General features: G+C 64.5%; 15 protein-coding genes. All 15 read right to left on the bottom strand.

What is annotated here, in order from left to right; all coding sequences use genetic code 11:
• Window positions 1–4: 4 nt before the first annotated feature.
• Window positions 5–907, bottom strand: a complete 903-nt coding sequence (locus tag SLQ33_RS16405; RefSeq protein ID WP_319454918.1) for a phytanoyl-CoA dioxygenase family protein — start codon at window positions 905–907, stop codon at window positions 5–7.
• Window positions 908–929: 22 nt separating this feature from the next.
• Window positions 930–2,009 (bottom strand): transferase, encoded by a 1,080-nt coding sequence (locus tag SLQ33_RS16400; protein ID WP_319454917.1) that lies wholly within the window; start codon window positions 2,007–2,009, stop codon window positions 930–932.
• Window positions 2,006–3,031: an SDR family oxidoreductase gene (locus tag SLQ33_RS16395; RefSeq protein ID WP_319454916.1), complete on the bottom strand. Its 1,026-nt coding sequence runs from the start codon at window positions 3,029–3,031 to the stop codon at window positions 2,006–2,008. The genes SLQ33_RS16400 and SLQ33_RS16395 overlap by 4 nt, the downstream gene beginning before the upstream one ends.
• A gap of 20 nt (window positions 3,032–3,051) precedes the next feature.
• Window positions 3,052–3,717 carry a PIG-L deacetylase family protein gene (locus tag SLQ33_RS16390; RefSeq protein WP_319454915.1) on the bottom strand — a complete coding sequence of 222 codons (666 nt, stop codon included), beginning with the start codon at window positions 3,715–3,717 and terminating at the stop codon, window positions 3,052–3,054.
• Complete coding sequence (locus SLQ33_RS16385; RefSeq protein ID WP_319454914.1) at window positions 3,714–4,529, bottom strand: glucose-1-phosphate cytidylyltransferase; 816 nt, start codon at window positions 4,527–4,529, stop codon at window positions 3,714–3,716. The genes SLQ33_RS16390 and SLQ33_RS16385 overlap by 4 nt, the downstream gene beginning before the upstream one ends.
• Window positions 4,526–5,785, bottom strand: a complete 1,260-nt coding sequence (locus SLQ33_RS16380; RefSeq protein WP_319454913.1) for a class I SAM-dependent methyltransferase — start codon at window positions 5,783–5,785, stop codon at window positions 4,526–4,528. The genes SLQ33_RS16385 and SLQ33_RS16380 overlap by 4 nt, the downstream gene beginning before the upstream one ends.
• On the bottom strand, window positions 5,785–7,308 hold the full coding sequence (locus SLQ33_RS16375; RefSeq protein ID WP_319454912.1) for a sugar transferase: 1,524 nt from the start codon (window positions 7,306–7,308) through the stop codon (window positions 5,785–5,787). The genes SLQ33_RS16380 and SLQ33_RS16375 overlap by 1 nt, the downstream gene beginning before the upstream one ends.
• Window positions 7,309–7,477: 169 nt before the next feature.
• Window positions 7,478–9,265: a glutamine--fructose-6-phosphate transaminase (isomerizing) gene (gene glmS / locus SLQ33_RS16370; protein ID WP_319455169.1), complete on the bottom strand. Its 1,788-nt coding sequence runs from the start codon at window positions 9,263–9,265 to the stop codon at window positions 7,478–7,480.
• Between the two features lie 311 nt (window positions 9,266–9,576).
• A complete protein-coding gene (locus tag SLQ33_RS16365) occupies window positions 9,577–10,422 on the bottom strand; it encodes a response regulator transcription factor (RefSeq protein WP_319454911.1) in 846 nt (281 codons plus the stop codon).
• A gap of 150 nt (window positions 10,423–10,572) precedes the next feature.
• A complete protein-coding gene (locus tag SLQ33_RS16360; protein WP_319454910.1) occupies window positions 10,573–11,451 on the bottom strand; it encodes a response regulator transcription factor in 879 nt (292 codons plus the stop codon).
• 519 nt (window positions 11,452–11,970) lie between these two features.
• A complete protein-coding gene (locus SLQ33_RS16355; protein ID WP_319454909.1) occupies window positions 11,971–13,140 on the bottom strand; it encodes a lipid-transfer protein in 1,170 nt (389 codons plus the stop codon).
• Window positions 13,140–13,559, bottom strand: coding sequence for a MaoC family dehydratase (locus tag SLQ33_RS16350; RefSeq protein ID WP_319454908.1), 420 nt, complete (start codon window positions 13,557–13,559; stop codon window positions 13,140–13,142). Before SLQ33_RS16350 ends, SLQ33_RS16355 begins: the two co-directional genes overlap by 1 nt.
• Window positions 13,541–14,503: a bifunctional MaoC family dehydratase N-terminal/OB-fold nucleic acid binding domain-containing protein gene (locus SLQ33_RS16345; protein WP_319454907.1), complete on the bottom strand. Its 963-nt coding sequence runs from the start codon at window positions 14,501–14,503 to the stop codon at window positions 13,541–13,543. Before SLQ33_RS16345 ends, SLQ33_RS16350 begins: the two co-directional genes overlap by 19 nt.
• The gene (gene fadE29 / locus SLQ33_RS16340; RefSeq protein ID WP_319454906.1) at window positions 14,500–15,663 is read right to left on the bottom strand and encodes an acyl-CoA dehydrogenase FadE29; all 1,164 of its coding nucleotides are present in this window, start codon (window positions 15,661–15,663) and stop codon (window positions 14,500–14,502) included. Before fadE29 ends, SLQ33_RS16345 begins: the two co-directional genes overlap by 4 nt.
• Window positions 15,648–16,667: an acyl-CoA dehydrogenase family protein gene (locus SLQ33_RS16335; RefSeq protein ID WP_319454905.1), complete on the bottom strand. Its 1,020-nt coding sequence runs from the start codon at window positions 16,665–16,667 to the stop codon at window positions 15,648–15,650. The genes fadE29 and SLQ33_RS16335 overlap by 16 nt, the downstream gene beginning before the upstream one ends.
• Window positions 16,668–16,674 lie beyond the last annotated feature (7 nt).

Genomic DNA, 16,674 nt, shown 5'->3' with positions numbered 1-16,674 from the left:
TGGTTCATTCATGTCGGCCGCTCGCGGGTATCATGCCTTCGTAGTCGAGCGCCATGTCTTCGTCGATGCGCTCGAAATCACACGCCCGCAAGAAGTCTCGCAGTGACGTACCGGTGCAATCGGAATCCACGTTCGGGGCTCCCCGCCGATCGACGACGTCGTCGACGTTCACGGTTCGAAAGTCGATGCTGAACCTGGTCTTCCCTGAGCTGTTCGGAACTGTCGAGTGAAGCTGGTGGCCGGAGAAGATCATCACGCCCCCCGGCTCGGGGACGACCCGCACCTGGGGCTCGAGCTGCACCGGCTCCTCTGGCTTCGGCTGCTCACGGGTGTCAGTCCGAACGTGTTGGGCGGCCGTCAGCCGACTGGTCCGGTTCCACTCGTAGTAGTCGTACCGTCGGGATCCGTTGCGCAACGGTTGGTTCCAGTACCGAGGGTGAAACGCCATGACGTTCTCGGGGACGACCGGATAGATCGGAATCCACCAGTTCAGTTGGCTGAACGGCGCCGAGTACCAGGTGTCACGATGGGGGTGGAAGGCATACGAAATGCCCGATGTCAGATAGTCGTTGGCCGTGGACGTACGCATGCGGGGGACGTCGAAGTAGGTTCGGCCGAGGTCGCAGCGAAACGCTGCGAGCAGCTCCCTTATCCGCAGCTTCGACTCGACGTGGTGGATGAACGTCGGCTTCAGCTCGGCCAGCACCGCCGCGAAACCTTCGACGGGCAGGTCGAACTGCGCGGTCTGCGGATCCCTCGCGCTGAACGCGGCTTCGATGAGCCGCCGCGCGTGATCGACGAGTGCGAGGGACTGCGGTGACGCCGGATAGACGAGCACCTGACCGTCGTAGAGGCGGGTGCGTCGCTCCGCATCCGTGATGTCGGGGTTCACGAGAACGGTTGTCACCGCTGGTACCTACCCTTCTGGGTCATTGGCCGTCCACCTTCCAGCGACCGTCGAGCTCCGGAAACCGCTCGCTCACCTCGGCAAGGAGATCGGGAAGCGTCAGGAGCACCCGGTCCGGATCCGCAGCGAGCAGGTCGGCGGGCGACACGATGGGGATGTCGGTCCCCGGCATCCGTCTGCCCTGCTTGGCGGTCGAGGCGTCGGCGACAGCCGGCAGCAACCGCGAGTCGATCCCGGCGCCGTGCAGCAGGGCCACCGCTCGCGACGCGGCCCCGTAGCCGAAGACGGTCCTGCCGTCGGCAGCCTGCGCCTCGAGCCAGGTTCGCAGACCTTCGAGGTGGCGATCAGCACGGCGCTGCAGGCCCCCGACGACTGCTGGATCGGTGACGCCCATCGCGTTCTCGTCGGCCAGGATGCGCAGTACGCGGTGATCTGGTCGAGCGACGCCTTGGCGTACGACGGCGAGCAACACCGTTCCGCCGTACAGGTCGAACTCCCAGGCAGTCGCAACGCGCATGCCCACATCGTCTAGCAATCGCATCAGCGTGGTCAGCGAGTAATACGCGAAATGGCCGTGCCGCAACGCATTCCATTGGCCGAGCCCGACGATGGTGCCGATCGGATGATATTGAAGCAGCAGTACTCCGTCCCGCGCGGTGGCCAGCGCCCGCGTCGCGAAGGCGCTGCGCTGATCGGGTTCGTGCATGATGCCGAAGCAGTCCAGCACGACGTCCGCACGTGACGTGGCCGACGTGAACCCACGATCGTTGAGTTGCGGAATCCAGGTGCAGGAGTGCGGACTGCCGAACTCGATGATGGTGTCGCCTCGCAACCAGCCCGCCGCGGCGACCTGTTCGATCGCAGCCTCGGCCTGGTCCCTCAGCGCTCGTGGCTCAACCCCGCGCGGTTCATCGGTGATCGTATCGTCGTCGGCGAGTTGTGCCAGGCCACAAACCCGGCACAGCTCCATCGCCAACGAATGCGCCGCCTCATCCGAGCACACCGGATCCGACGCCGACGGAAAGTAGTCGGCTGCAGGCACTTTCCCCAGATCGAGCACCGTGACAGGAGCAGATTCGCCGCAACCTCTGCACTGGTTCATGGGACCGTTGCCCGTCGCAGCGTCTCGTCCAGAACCCCCGCCGCACGCAGCGCCTCCAGACGTGGCAACCGGGTGTACCTCGTCGCGAAACCCTCAGCGGTCAGCCCCGCCGACAAGTACTCCTTGTAGAGTTCGGCGGCGCCATCGGCGACCGACCACTCCGCCTCGAAGCCCAACTCGCGCCGGAACCTGGAGAAGTCGACCCGGTAGGAGCGTGGGTCGGGTCCCGTTTCACCGGTGATCAACAAGCCGGCACCTGGAACGACGTCGACCACGGCCTGTGCGATCTGGGCCACCGTCAGATTGTTGGCTTCGGTCCCGACGTTGTAGGCCACGCAGTGCACCTTGGAGATCGGGGCTTGCAGCGTGAGTAGAAACGCCCGTGCGATGTCGCGGGCGTGGACCAAAGGACGCCACGGTGTGCCATCCGACTGGACTCGGACCACGCCGGTGAGCACGGCATGCCCGACCAGACTATTCAGCACGATGTCCGCGCGTAGCCGTGGCGAGAAGCCGAATGCCGTCGCGTTGCGCAGGAAGACCGGCGAGAACGAGCCATCCGCGAGAGCGGCGACGTCATCCTCCACGCGCACCTTGCTGTCCGCGTACGGCGTCAGCGGCCGCAGCGGCGCATCCTCGGTAGCGAGTTCCTCGCCGGCGGACCCGTAGACCGAACAGGTGGAGGCGTACAGGAATCTCCGGACGCCCGACTCCTTCGCCAACCGTGCCAGCCGGACCGAGGCCAGGTGATTGATGTCGTAGGTGATGTCCGGTGCCAATGCACCCAACGGGTCGTTCGACAGTGCCGCAAGATGAATGACCGCGTCGAACCCCTGCAGCTGGCCGCTCGTCACGTCTCGCAGATCTACCTGCATGCCCGGCGGGTCGGACGGGGCCGGACCCAGTAGGCAGTCCGCAAAGAACCCGCAGTCCAATCCGACGACCTGGTGACCTGCGTCCGCCAAGATCGGCACCATGACGGTACCCAGATACCCCTGGTGTCCGGTGACAAGTACTCGCACCGCCTGCCTCCCTTACTCTTTCAGTTTCGGTGCGTATTCGTGCGACCAAACCTCAACGTCGCCTTCTCCGCGATGAACGCCTCTGCGTGTGGGCTGTGGCACTGCACGCCGCGAAGCCGAGAAAGCCCCAGAAACGTTTGTTCGTCGAACCAGTCGTGGCCCATCTGCGACGAGTAGTACTTCAGCAGGAGCCGCGCCTTCTCCTCGGCCACATCGCTTTCGAGCGGATGGAAGATGGTCGCCCTGGGCATGTCGGCTTCCCACTTGACGATCTCGTAGCCGAGTACCAGATGATCACGGAACTCGGTGGGCAAGAGCTCGGCGAGCAACCGGTGGTCCTGGTGAGCGTCGCCGCGCAGCGGTCCGAACACCAGCTGCGGATCGAGCGTGCTGCGAAATGCACTGAGGTGCTGCTTGATCCGTGCCCAGTGCGCCGGTGTTTGGCCGTCCGGGAAGTGGTCGACCGTGACGGCGACGTCGGCACCCGGACAGAATGCCGAGAGCGCATCGACCTCCTCGGTTTCCCGCCTGGTGCCACCCCCGCACAACACGAAGGCACGTACCCGTAGGCCCGGATTGGCTCTGCACAGCGTCAGCAGCGTGCCGCCCATGCCGATCGCGATGTCGTCGCAGTGTGCGCCGAACACCGCAACATCGGTGAGTGCTCCCGTGGCGAGGGTGATCATCGGAATTCCGCAAGGGTGGGCAGTTCCGGCTCCTGGGCGATGGCTTCCCACACCATCCAAGGGCGCTCACCGTGATGGTAGGCGGCGTCGAGCTCGGCCCGTTCCTTGAAGGTGTCGGCCGGCTTCCAGAATCCTTCGTAGCGGTAGCCGAACAGTCTGCCTTGTCCTGCGAGCGTGCCGCACACGTCTGCAACGAGATCCCCTCCGGGAGGCAAGATGTCGAAGATCTCTCGAGAGAGCACGAAGTAGCCGCCGTTCACCCCGAGTGAGAGCTCCGAAGCGGGGATGATGTTCTTGACCTCGCCGTTGTCCTTCATCTCGACACAGTGGAACGACGACTGCGGTGGCACGATCAACATCGACGCGGCGGCACCAGACTGGTGAAAACTATCGACGATGTGGTCCATCGGCGCGTCGGTGAGCACGTCGGCGTAGTTGGCCAGGAAGAACTCGTCGTCGCCGAGGTAGCTCCGCACCCGACGCAGGCGCTCACCGATCGCCGATTCGAGGCCGGTGTCGACGAAGGTGATGGACCAGTCGCTGATGTCCGAGTGCATCAGTTCGACTTGGGCGCCGTGCATGACGAAGTCGTTCGACGCTGCTTCCTGGTAGGTCAGGAAGTAGTTCTTGATGTGCGATGCACCGTAGCCGAGACACAGAATGAAGTCCTTGTGTCCGAAGTGCGCGTAATACCGCATCACGTGCCAGATGAGCGGTCGCGGGCCGACCATCTGCATCGGCTTCGGCATGCCGTCGTCGATGCTGTTGCGCATCCGCATCCCGTATCCACCACAAAACAGAACGACCTTCATATTGCTCTCCTCCAGCCACTTTCGGAACCCGCGATGGTCGCCTCGTGCAGGTTGGGCAGCGGACAGAAGAGTCGGCCGCCCCAATCCCTGATGTACGCGAGTTGCTCTGTCAGTTCGGTTTCGAGATTCCATGGCAACAGCAACACGACGTCGGGCCGGTCCTTCTCGAGCTGCCTCGGATCGTGGATCGCGATGCGCGTGCCCGGGGTGAACCGACCGTGCTTGTACGGGTTGCGGTCGACCGTGTACTCCAGGAGATCGCTGCGGATGCCGCAATAGTTCAGCAGCGTGTTGCCCTTGCCTGGCGCCCCGTAGCCGACGACCTGGAGACCGTATTCGCTGCAGTCGAGCAGGAATCGCAAGAGCTCCTGACGGACGGCTTCCGTACGTCGGCGAAGGCGTAGGTAGCCATCGACCTCGTGGAGCCCGGCCGCCTCCTCCATGTCGAGCACTTCGCCGACGCGCTCACTCGGGGGCCCGGCGCTTCGCGCTGGCCGGGCCCACAGCCGGATCGAGCCGCCATGCGTGGGAATCAGCTCGACGTCGACGACCGCCAGGTCCGCTGTAGCGAGCGCCGCCATCGCCGAAAGCACTGTGTAGTACTGGAAGTGCTCGTGATAGATCGTGTCGAACTGGCCGAGGCTGACGAGGTTCAACGCGTGGTGCACCTCGATGCTCAACCAGCCGTCGTCGGCCATCAGCGCGCGGAGCGATCGGGTGAAGCCCAGGAGGTCGGGGACGTGCGCGTAGACGTTGTTTGCGACCACGAGGTTCGCGGGGCCGTGCTCGGCGCGCACCACCGCAGCGACGTCCTCGTCGAGGAAGGCCGTTTCGGTCGGCACCCCGCGCTGGCGCGCAGCGGCCCCGACGTTGACCGATGGCTCGATGCCCAGGCACGGTATGCCCGCGGCGACCACGTGCTGGAGCAGGTAGCCGTCGTTGCTCGCGACTTCGACCAGTAACGAGTCGGAGCCGAGGCCAAGGGATTTCGCGGAATCGTCCACGAACCTCTTCGCGTGCTGCACCCAACTGTCTGAATACGACGAGAAGTAGGCGTAGTCGGTGAACGTGTCCCGCGGAGTGATCAGCGCCGGGATCTGCAACAGCAGACAATCCTCACAGATTCGAAGGTGGAGTGGGTACGTCGACTCCGGCTGATCGAGCTCATCGGCGGTGAGGAACGCCTCGCATGGCGGAGTGGCGCCGAGATCGAGCACACTCACCAAGCGGATCGAGTCACACAGTCGACAACGCATCAGTACGCACCCGTCCGGTCGATCACGGCTTGAAACGTCTTGGCGATGATCACCAGATCTCCACCCATCGACCAGTTGTCGACGTACGACAGGTCCAGCCGAACCGCCTTGTCCCACGGCAGGTCGGAGCGGCCGCCGACCTGCCACAATCCGGTTATCCCCGGCCTGACGAGAAGCCGACGTTGTACATCGCCGTCGTAGGCTTCGACCTCTCGTCTCAACGGCGGACGTGGACCGACCACGCTCATTTCGCGCCGCAGCACGTTGATGAACTGCGGCAGCTCGTCGATGCTAAATCGCCGCAGCAGCCGGCCAACCGGGGTTACCCGAGGGTCGTCGCGGATCTTGAACAGCAGACCCTCACCCTCATCCCTGTCCTTCAGAGCGCTCAGCTGGTCGTCGGCGCCGTTGACCATGGTGCGGAACTTCAACATTGAGAAGGGACGTCCGTCGATTCCGATTCGCTCGGACGAATACAGCACCGGACCCCTACTGCCGAGCTTGATCGCGAACGCGGCGACGCACATTATCGGCAGGGCAACGATGAGCGCGACCAGCGCGAAGCAGAAGTCAAACGCCCGCTTGGCAAATCGCTCCGTACCGCGGTATTGCGGTTTGTCGATGTGCAGCAGCGGCAGCCCTGCAATCGGCCGCAACGTCAGCCGCGAGAGCGCCACGTCCATGACACCGGGTGACACGACGAGGTCGACGCCCATCGGTTCGAGTTGCCAAAGGAGCCTGCGGAGTTCGGCCGCGCCGAACTGGCCCGCACCCGCGATCGCAACGGTATCGGCGTCGCATGTACGGATGGCGTGCACCACCAGGTGCTCCCCACCGACGACGGGGATCTTCCTGCCGTTGACCGTGAAGTACTGACCCCACGGAGGCCCGTAGCCGGGTATACAGAACCCGACGACCTGATATCCACTGTGCGCACACGCAGTCAGCTCTCCTGCGAGGTGCAGCACGGCATCGAGTTCACCGACCACCAACACCGCAGTCTGATATCGGCCCTCCGCGTGCCGTTGCGCCACGTACCTACGCCACATCCACCTGCTCACCACCAGCCCGACCAGGCCCGCGGGAAGCGCAACTGCCAGGTACATCCGCGAAATCTGCAGCTTGACAATCAGTTCGGCCGCGGCGATGACCCAGAATGTCCAGAAAGACGCGGCGATCAGCCTGCGATACTCCTCGATGCCGGTACCGATGTACCGAGCACATCTGGTGTGAAATGCGGCGAGTGCCAACACCCATACCGCGGCGAGTAGCACCGAGTACCCCGTCGCATCCAGACCCATGAATCCGGGCGAGGCGGGCGTACTTCCGAATCGAACGTATTGCGCGAGTATCACCGCACCGCCGACCACGATTGCATCGGTGATCCGCAGATTCGTCGCGTATCGCCGTTCCCAATGCGAGCGCTCGAGTACCCGGTTGGACGGCTGTGCCGGCGCCGCAGCGGCGGCGGGCTCGGGAGCAGCTGACAGCTCCCTGAGTGCTTGATCGTTGAGTACGACCATGTTTGGTCGGCGGCCTGACAACGACGGACGTCGCAGTCCGAGACCGGGCTGGGGAATGACAGTCCACTGAAACACGGACTATCCCACTGTGCCCGGGCTTAAGGCGAACCGCACGCAACCGCCTGATCTGCAATGCTTCCGATTCATTGAATCCCCCCGATTCATCGAACTACTCGACAGTCACTGACTTGGCAAGGTTGCGGGGCTTGTCGACGTCACGCCCCAGTGCCAGTGCAAGGGTCCGGGCAAGAACCTGAAGCGGCACCGTGGCCTCGAGCGGACCCCATGGCGCGCCGGCTCTTTCGACGACCGGCACCGTAGTGGTCGTTGAGCCGACGCTGATGACTCGACCACCGCGAGCGTGGATCTCGGCGACGTTGGCGGCGAGCTTCGGGTCGCCATTGTCGACGACCACCACCGGCGTGCCCGCCGCGATCAGCGCCAACGGGCCGTGCTTGAGCTCGCCGGCCGGACAGTGTTCCGTCCAGAGGTAGGCCAGTTCCTTGAGCTTGAGCGCACCCTCGGCGGCATAGGGAAGCCCGCTACCGCGGGCAACGAAGACGACACCGCTTTCGCCAGTCAGCTCCTCGGCGATCGGAGGCACAAGGCTTTTGGCGACCATGATCGACGTCGCGAGCCGATCCGGGAGTCGGCGCAAATCATCGACGAGTCGGGCTGCGTCCGGCGCGGAGACACGACGCCTCGCCGCGAGAGCCGAGATCATCACCGCGACGCCGGCGACTATCTGGCACACAAAGGTTTTCGTAGCCGCGACCCCGATCTCCGGCCCAGCCTGGCAGGTCACCACTGCATCGGCGCGGCGAGCTAGCGTGGAGTGCGAATTGTTGGTGAGGGCCAACAGGGTCGGATTGCTGGGCCCACGGGATCCAACTGCACGCAGCACGTCGGCCGTCTCGCCGGACTGGCTCATCGCGAGGCGCAGCGTGTGAGGTTCGGTGAGCTCGTCACCGACTTCACTGGCGACGCTGGTCACCACGGGCAGCCCGCCGATCCGACGTACCAAGCCTCCGATCACCCGGCCGGCGTTCAACGAAGTCCCACAACCGATTACGTGAAGGCGATCGAAGGGCATCAGGTCGAGACCGTTCCAGAGCGATCCGTTCGCGATCCCGCAGCCCAACTCGTCGAGGACACGGGCGACCGCCTCTGGTTGTTCGTCGATCTCCTTGGCCATGTGGTCGGAATAGCCGTTCATGCCCGCATCGTGGGTACGCCAGGTGCACCGGGTCATGACGCCTGGCGCGGCGTTGATTCCGTGGTTTCGCCATCGGTCGGTTCCACTCAAGTCGACGACGTCGCCGTCCTCGAGCACCCGAAACTCGTCGACCCAATCGGCCACCGCCGCGACATCGCTCGTCGCGAAATCACCGTGAACGGTGCGGGCGACCAGCAGCGGAGAGTGGTTTGCGGCGACGACGAGTCGTCCGGTGGCGTGCTCGAGCACCGCGAGCGCCCAGGATCCCTCGACCTTGAGCAACGCCGCTTCGACGGCTTCGAAGAGGTCGTCGTGTAGACACAGTTGATCCTCGATCAAGTGGCACAGCACCTCGCTGTCGACGTCCGAGGCGAACCGGTGGCTCGATGCCGCCAACGACTTGCGCAGTGCGTCGGCGTTCTCGACTATCCCGTTGTGCACCAGACTGATCCGGCCGGTGCAATCGACGTGCGGGTGTGCGTTGCCCTCCGTGACCACACCGTGTGTCGCCCAACGGGTGTGACCGATGCCTACGCCGTCGAGCGTCGGACCCGCCCACTCGCTGACCTGCCGCTCAAGCGCGCCGATGCGCCCGACCGTCCGCATGCGGGCGATGCCGCCGTCGCAGGTTCGTACGGCGACCCCGACTGAGTCATAGCCTCGATACTCGAGTCGCTTCAGCGCGACGCGCAGGTAGTCGATCACGGGTCCGGATGTTCGGCATGCGATGATGCCGCACATCAGCACTGCTCCCGGGCTGAGGACGTAGCTTTCGCTGGCGTGGCTACTACCGCCCACTGCCACCGAAGGTCGCGCGGAGTCGGTCCGGACACCAACTGATGCTGCACCGGACCGGTTCGCGATTCAGGCCTGCGCAGCAACACCGAAGTCCTGCGCCCCGGCTTCACCGTCGAAGTCCCCCACGCCATTGACGTCGGGTCCAGCGGTAGAAGTCCATTCGCCAGCGACCGCGAGACGGGGTCTAGGGCTAACCTTGAAGGCACCGTCCCACTATCGGACCTAGCATTCTCCCCGTACATGGACCATCGGAGCTAATTTCCGATGGACCCCGACCTAGTTCCCGGGTCACGATCGGCATACCGGATGGTGCGCGACATCGCCGCGGCGTCCGCCCGGGTGCGTACGCCCATCTTCTTCAGAAGGCTGTGCAGGTGGTTCTTCACCGTGTGAACTGCGATGCAGAGCTGCGCCGCGATGTCCCGATTCGACATGCCCATTTCCAGCATCGCCAGGATCTGGGCCTCCCGCGCCGTGAGAACTAGTTCCTTCGGCTGGATCGGTTGGCGTTGCGCCGCCAGTACCGACAGCCGCTTGGCCAAGATTGCGGCCACGCGTGGCGAGCAAACCGATTCGCCTGCAGCAACTCTCCGTGTCATGACGAGCAAGTCATCGAGCGTCTCGGTGCGCATGTGGTAGCCGGCCACCCCCGCCTCGGCACACTCCACGATGACCGACTCGATGTCCTCCGAGACGCCAAGGGCGATTACACGTACGTTGGGGCTGATGTCCTTTGCCGCGCGTACCAACGAAAGGCCCTCGTGGGTGGTGCTGTTGAGCAGGACGATGTCGGGCTCGGATTCGTCGAGGGCCGTCACCAATGACTGCGAATCCCACGCAACGCTTGGAGCTGCTGCTCCGTGCATCTCCAAGACAGCAGCAAGGTTCTCGCGATAGAGCGTGCAGTCATCGATGATCAAGATGCGTTGGTCGCGAAGTGCGTCGCGGGTATCCGCAGTGGCCCAGGCCAGCTCGGAGAGCTCCGAACCGTTCGCCGGAGCGTCCCATCGTCGGCGTTCGCGGAGGTGTCTCGGATGCGACGCAGAATCCGATGATTCATCCGCGCCATACCGTGCTTCGGCCGAGCTGCCGTCCCGCATTCACCGTCACCCGCCGGATCCGGTTCGAGTGACCACCGCATCGTGTCTGCGACAGTGGGATTGAGCCGATGCGTATCGCACGGGTTCACTATCACCCGGCCGCTGGCGCCCGTATATGGACCGTTGGAACCATTTCAGACCGTCTCGGGCCTAGTTCCTCGCGACCGACTCGACGTAGGCAAATGTGCTCGACATCGCTGCAGCTTGGGCGCGTGTGCTGACTCCAAGCTTTCCCAACACACTGTGAACATGGTTCTTGACCGTGTGCAACGCGATGCACAACTGGGCCGCGATGTCCCTATTGGACATGCCCATTTTGATCATCTCGAGGATCTGGGCCTCGCGCGAGGTCAGAACTAGTTCCTTGTTCACCGGCTTCCGTTCCGATGCGAGCGCCGACAACCTCCGCAGGAGCACCGCGGATACCCTTGGCGAGCAATGTGATTCACCAGCAGCTACTTTGCTCATCAACATGAGCAGGTCTTCGAAGGACTGCGTTCGCGTGTGATAGCCGGCTACCCCGGCCTCGGCACACGCCACGATCGCGGCTTCGTCCTGCTCGGACACCCCCAATACGATCACGCGCGCGCCGGGGTTGGTCTTCATGGCCGCGCCCAGCAAGTTCGTGCTGTCTCGCGTAGCGAGATTGAGCAGAATGATGTTCAGCCGAGGGTCGTGCATCGACGTGATCAACGTCGGCAAATCCCATCCCACGCTTACCATTACACCGATGTCCGCCAGTGCTTCGGCGAGGTTGTTGCGGAACAGAGTGCAGTCATCGACGATCAGAACGCGAACGGCGTCCTGCATGCCGAGGGTGACGTCCGGTGCCGGGACGACCGCGCCATTGACCCCACCCGTCATCGAACGCGTACGGCCGAGTCGCTCGCGGCTGGCACGCATGACGCACGCCGCCGAGCTTTCGATCGCGCCTCCCCCCGAGGGACTGCCCGACGCACCGAGTGGCGCCGCAGGAGTACCGGGGTCAACTTCCCAGTACGGCGGAGCAACCGAGCCGAAGGCCTTCATGGACAACCCCCGGCCGTCGGCCGTCCCACGGCACCTGGTGCGCAAACGGACGCGGCGAAGGCGCCGAGTCCCCGGCGAGTCAGCAGATCAGCAGCACCGTCGTGCATGGCGCTCAACTGCAGGCGGACTCGTCGACGCGGCCTTGACAACCCCGGCGATCTAAGTCTCGCTATGCGATTCGTAGCAAACATTTCCTGTCCCCCTGCGACGGGTGGTGTCCGTAGCTCCTTTTTAGATCAGCGGTTCTATCAAGATCATTTACCAGGGACTAGAGCAACAACCTAGGCCGACGATAAACTATCCACAGCCTGTGCACAAGATTTTTCGTACCATCACGTGCATTTACAGCGAATTTGGCGAAGTTCGCCAGAGGGCATCGTTCCAGCGGTTCGGACTCCGCGAGCACCGTTGACCAGGCCAATCAACGGTTGCGTCAACCGTTGCCTCGGCGCGGTCCGTCAGCGCAGGATCAAGGCCGACGCCGACCGAGCTGGCAGAACCTTTGGAACGCCTGGAACGTCAGCCGAGGATCAAACCCGAGGTGGGCACCCCCGTGCCCGCCGTGACGAGCACGTGCTCGACGTCCGGCACCGGGTTCACCGACGTGCCACGCAGCTGGCGAACCCCCTCGGCGATGCCGTTCATGCCGTGGATGTAGGCCTCGCCGAGCTGACCGCCGTGCGTGTTGATCGGTAGCCGACCGCCGAGTTCGATGGCCCCGTCGGCGATGTAGTCCTTGGCCTCACCCCACCCGCAAAATCCCAACTCCTCCAACTGAATCAGGGTGAACGGCGTGAAGTGGTCGTACAGGATCGCCGTCTGGATGTCGGTCGGTTTGAGCCCGGACTGCGCCCACAGCTGCTTGCCGACCAGCCCCATCTCCGGAAGCCCGTCGAGCTCGGGCCGGTAATAGCTCACCATCGAGTACTGGTTGGGGCTGGCGCCTTGGCTCGCCGCCTCGATGATGGCGGGCCGCTGCTTGAGGTCCTTGGCCCGTTCCGCCGACACGATGACGAGCGCGACACCGCCGTCGGTCTCCTGGCAGCAGTCCAGCAGCCGCAGCGGCTCGGCGATCCACCGCGAGTTCTGGTGGTCCTCGATGGTGATCGGCTTCTCGTAGAAGTACGCCTTCGGGTTGTTGGCGGCGTGCTTGCGGTCGGCCACCGACACCGCGCCGAAGTCCTTGCTCGTCGCACCGGACAGGTGCATGTAGCGCTTGGCGATCATCGCGACCTGCGCGGCGGGCGTGGACAAACCGTGCGGGTAGGAGAACGAGTTGTCCACACCCGTCGAGTCGGCGTTCTCGACCAGCCGCAGCTGCACCTGGCCGAACCGCTGGCCCGACCGTTCGTTGAACGCCCGATATGCCACAACGCAATCCGCGACCCCGGTAGCCACCGCGATGGCCGCCTGCTGGACGGTGGCGCACGCGGCGCCACCTCCGTGGTGGATCTTGGAGAAGAACTTCAGGTCCCCGATTCCGGTGGCGCGCGCGACGGCGACCTCCGTGTTGGAGTCCATAGTGAAGGTGACCATGCCGTCGACGTCGGCGGGGGTCAGCCCAGCGTCGTCGAGTGCGTCGAGCACCGCCTCGGAGGCCAGTCGAAGCTCGCTGCGACCGGAGTTCTTGGAGAAGTCGGTGGCGCCGATACCGACGATGGCCGTCTTGCCGGAAAGCTCACCTGCCATCAGGCACCGTCCCCAATGGTCAGCGTGGCGTTGGCGATGACGTGATCCCCAAGGCTGTTGCTGCCAACGACTTTCAACGTGATCAGGCCGTCTTCGACCGCCGTGACCTCACCGGTGAACGTCACCGTGTCGTAGGCATACCACGGCACGCCGAGCCGCAGCCCGATCGATTTGATGACCGCCGACGGTCCCGCCCAGTCGGTGATGAAGCGCTGCACCAGACCGGTGTCGGTGAGGATGTTGACGAAGATGTCCTTGGACCCCTTGGCCTGTGCCTTGTCTCGGTCGTGATGCACGTCTTGGTAGTCACGCGTCGCGATGGCGGTGGACACGATGAACGTCGGGTCGCCGTAGAGCGTGAGCTCGGGCAGCTTCGTGCCCACCTCAACTGTCGGGGCGCTCACGCGTCCGGCTCCCATGCGTAGTTGGTCCAGGCCGGGCCGATGTCGTTGGCTGGGAAGTCGATGTACATTGCGCGAACGGGCATTCCGATCTCCACACCTCCGGGGTCGACGTTGCGGAGCTCGCCGAGCATCCGCACCCCTTCTTCGAGTTCGATGAGGGCGATGACGAACGGCAGGGTGCGACCGGGAACCTTCGGCGCGTGGTGCACGACGAAGCTGAACACCGTGCCCTTGCCCGTGCCGACTACATACTCGGTCGGTGCTTCCTTATCGGCCCAGAGTGCGGGCACCGGCGGGTGTTGCAGGCTGCCATCGGGTCGCTTCTGGATGCGCAGTTCGTGCGCGTTGACACCGTCCCAGAAGAACTTGGTGTCCTTCGACGACGCCGGACGCATCGCGGAGTCGGCATCCAGGTCGTCGGGCACCGATGACGGGGCCTGTTCACGGTCGGCCGGGATGAACTTCATGATGCGCCACATCATCTCGGCGACATCCTCATCGCCGACGGACCAGGTGATCCGCTGTGTGATGAAGAAGGCTTCGCCCAGTGCGGTCCGCTTCGGGCCGACCACGTCGGTCAGTTCCGCGGCGACGCTGACCTCCTCGCCGGGCCGCAGATAGCGGTGGTAGGTCTGCTCACAGTTGGTCGCGACGACGCCGATATACCCTGCGTCGTCGAACAATTCGAGGATCTTGCTCAACGGGTCGTCGTCGGGACGAACGCCGCCGAGCCCCATCATCGTCCACACCTGGATCATCGCGGGCGGGGCAACGACGCCCGGATGGCCGGCGGCCTTCGCGGCCGCCTCGTCCACGTAGATGGGGTTTCTGTCGCCGATGGCGTCGAGCCAGTGGTCCACCATCGGCTGATTCACCGGATGGCGCCCGACCCGCGGCTTGCTCTTGCCCTCGGCCTTGACCCGCTCGGCCGCGGCCTGGATGTCGTCGACGGCGCTCACCGCGGAACCCTCGGAACCTTCAGACCGGCCGCCGCGATCATCTCGCGCATCACCTCGTTGACACCGCCACCGAACGTGATGACCAGGTTGCGCTTGGTCTGGCTGTCGAGCCACTCCAGAAGTTCGGCGGTGTCCGGGTCGGCCGGGTTGCCGTGCGTTCCGACGATCTCCTCAGCCAACCGGCCCGCGTACTGAATACGTTCGGTGCCAAACACTTTGGTCGCCGCGGCATCGGCGACGTCGATGGTCTCCCCCGACGCCGCGACCTGCCAGTTGAGCAGTTCGTTGATGCGCCACATGGCCTTGAGCTCACCGAGCGAGCGCTTCACGTCGTCGTGGCCGATTGGGATGTCGCCATTGCTTCCCGGCTTGGACGCCCAAGCATGGATGCGGTCATAGAGCGCCGCGAACCGCCCGGCCGGCCCGAGCATGACCCGCTCGTTGTTGAGCTGCGTGGTGATCAGCCGCCAACCGCCGTTCTCCTCGCCGACGAGCATGTCGGCGGGCACCCGGACGTCGTTGTAGTAGGTGGCGTTGGTGTGGTGCGCGCCATCGGACAGGATCATCGGCGTCCACGAGTATCCGGGATCCGTCGTGTCGACGATCAGCATCGAAATGCCCTTGTGCTTGGCGGCTTCCGGATCGGTGCGGCACGCCAGCCATACGTAGTCGGCGTCGTGTCCGCCGGTGGTGAATACCTTTTGGCCGTTGACGACGTACTCGTCGCCATGGCGGATCGCCGTGGTACGCAACGACGCCAGGTCGGTACCCGCGTCCGGCTCGGTGTAGCCGATCGCGAAGTGGACTTCGCCGGCCAAGATGCCGGGCAGGAACTTCTTCTTCTGTAGTTCAGTTCCGTACGCCTGCAACGTCGGGCCCACGGTCTGCAGCGTGACGGCGGGCAGTGGCACGTCGGCGCGGTGCGCCTCGTTGACGAAGATCGACTGCTCGATCGGGCCGAAGCCGTGCCCGCCGAACTCCTTGGGCCAGCCGACGCCCAGCTTGCCGTCCGAACCCATGCGCTTGATCACTGCGCGGTAAGCCTTGCCGTGCCGGTCGGCTTCCATCTCCTTGGCCTCTTCTGGGGAGATGAGGTTCGAGAAGTACTGCCGCAGTTCGGCTTGCAGCTGCCGCTGTTCGGGGGTCAGTTCGATGTACATTGCGCTCCCACCAGGTCGAGGCGGTGTGAGGGGCCGCCCAGCAGTCGGGTCAGGTCTTTGATGGTCGAGTAGAACCGGTCCATCGGGTAGGTGATGTCCATGCCCATGCCGCCGTGCAGGTGGTGGCAGAGCTGCATCACCGGCGGCGCTTGTGACGTCACCCAGTACCCGAGCACGTCGAGGTCCTCAGCGGCGTCGCGGCCCTCGGACAGCCGCCAGATCACCGACGTGGACGCCAGTGAGATGGTGCGCGACGCGATGTACACCTCGGCAAGCTGCGCGGCGACCGTCTGGAACGTCGACAGCGGCTTGCCGAACTGCTCCCGGTTGGCCACGTAGTCGGCGGTCAGCCGAAGCGCACCAGCCACCAGACCGGCCACGTACGCACCCGTGGATGCGAGCGCCAGTTGGTTGACGCGGACCGCCTCCGCGCCGACCAACACGTCGGCGTCCTCGATGGCCACGTCGGCGAACGTCACCACATACTCGTCGGTGTGGTTGGACGTCGGGGTCTTCGTCAGCGTCACCCCGTTGGCCTTCGGCGACACGACCACGACGCCGTCGTCGGTCGTCACGACGAGCCAATCCGCTTGCTCGGCATACGGAACACCGACCTTGGTGCCCGACACCTTGCCGCCGGACAGTGAAACTGCGGGCCGCTCCGGTTGTGAATTGCCCGGCTCGTTGAGCGCGGCGGTCAGCACGCCGCCCTTGGCAACATTGGCCAGGTAGCGGTCCTGCTGCTCGTCAGATGCCAGGTCGAGCAGCGGCACCAGCCCGAGGCCCAACGTCGCCAACGCGGGACCTATCGCGCCGTGCCTGCCGATCTCGGTGAGCGCCGTCGTGATCTCGGACAGTCCCAGCCCGTCACCACCGAGTCGCTCCGGTACCCCGAAGGCGATGACACCACCCGCGACGAGCGCGTCCCAGGTGTTGTCCCGGTCGAGCGCAGAAGTCACCACGTCGGCGACGGCCTGCTGCCCTTCATCCAGACTGAAGTCCACCCGAATC

Source organism: Mycobacterium sp. RTGN6 (genome assembly GCF_033804605.1).
Lineage (GTDB): Bacteria > Actinomycetota > Actinomycetes > Mycobacteriales > Mycobacteriaceae > Mycobacterium.
This window is presented reverse-complemented; position numbering and strand designations above follow the sequence as displayed.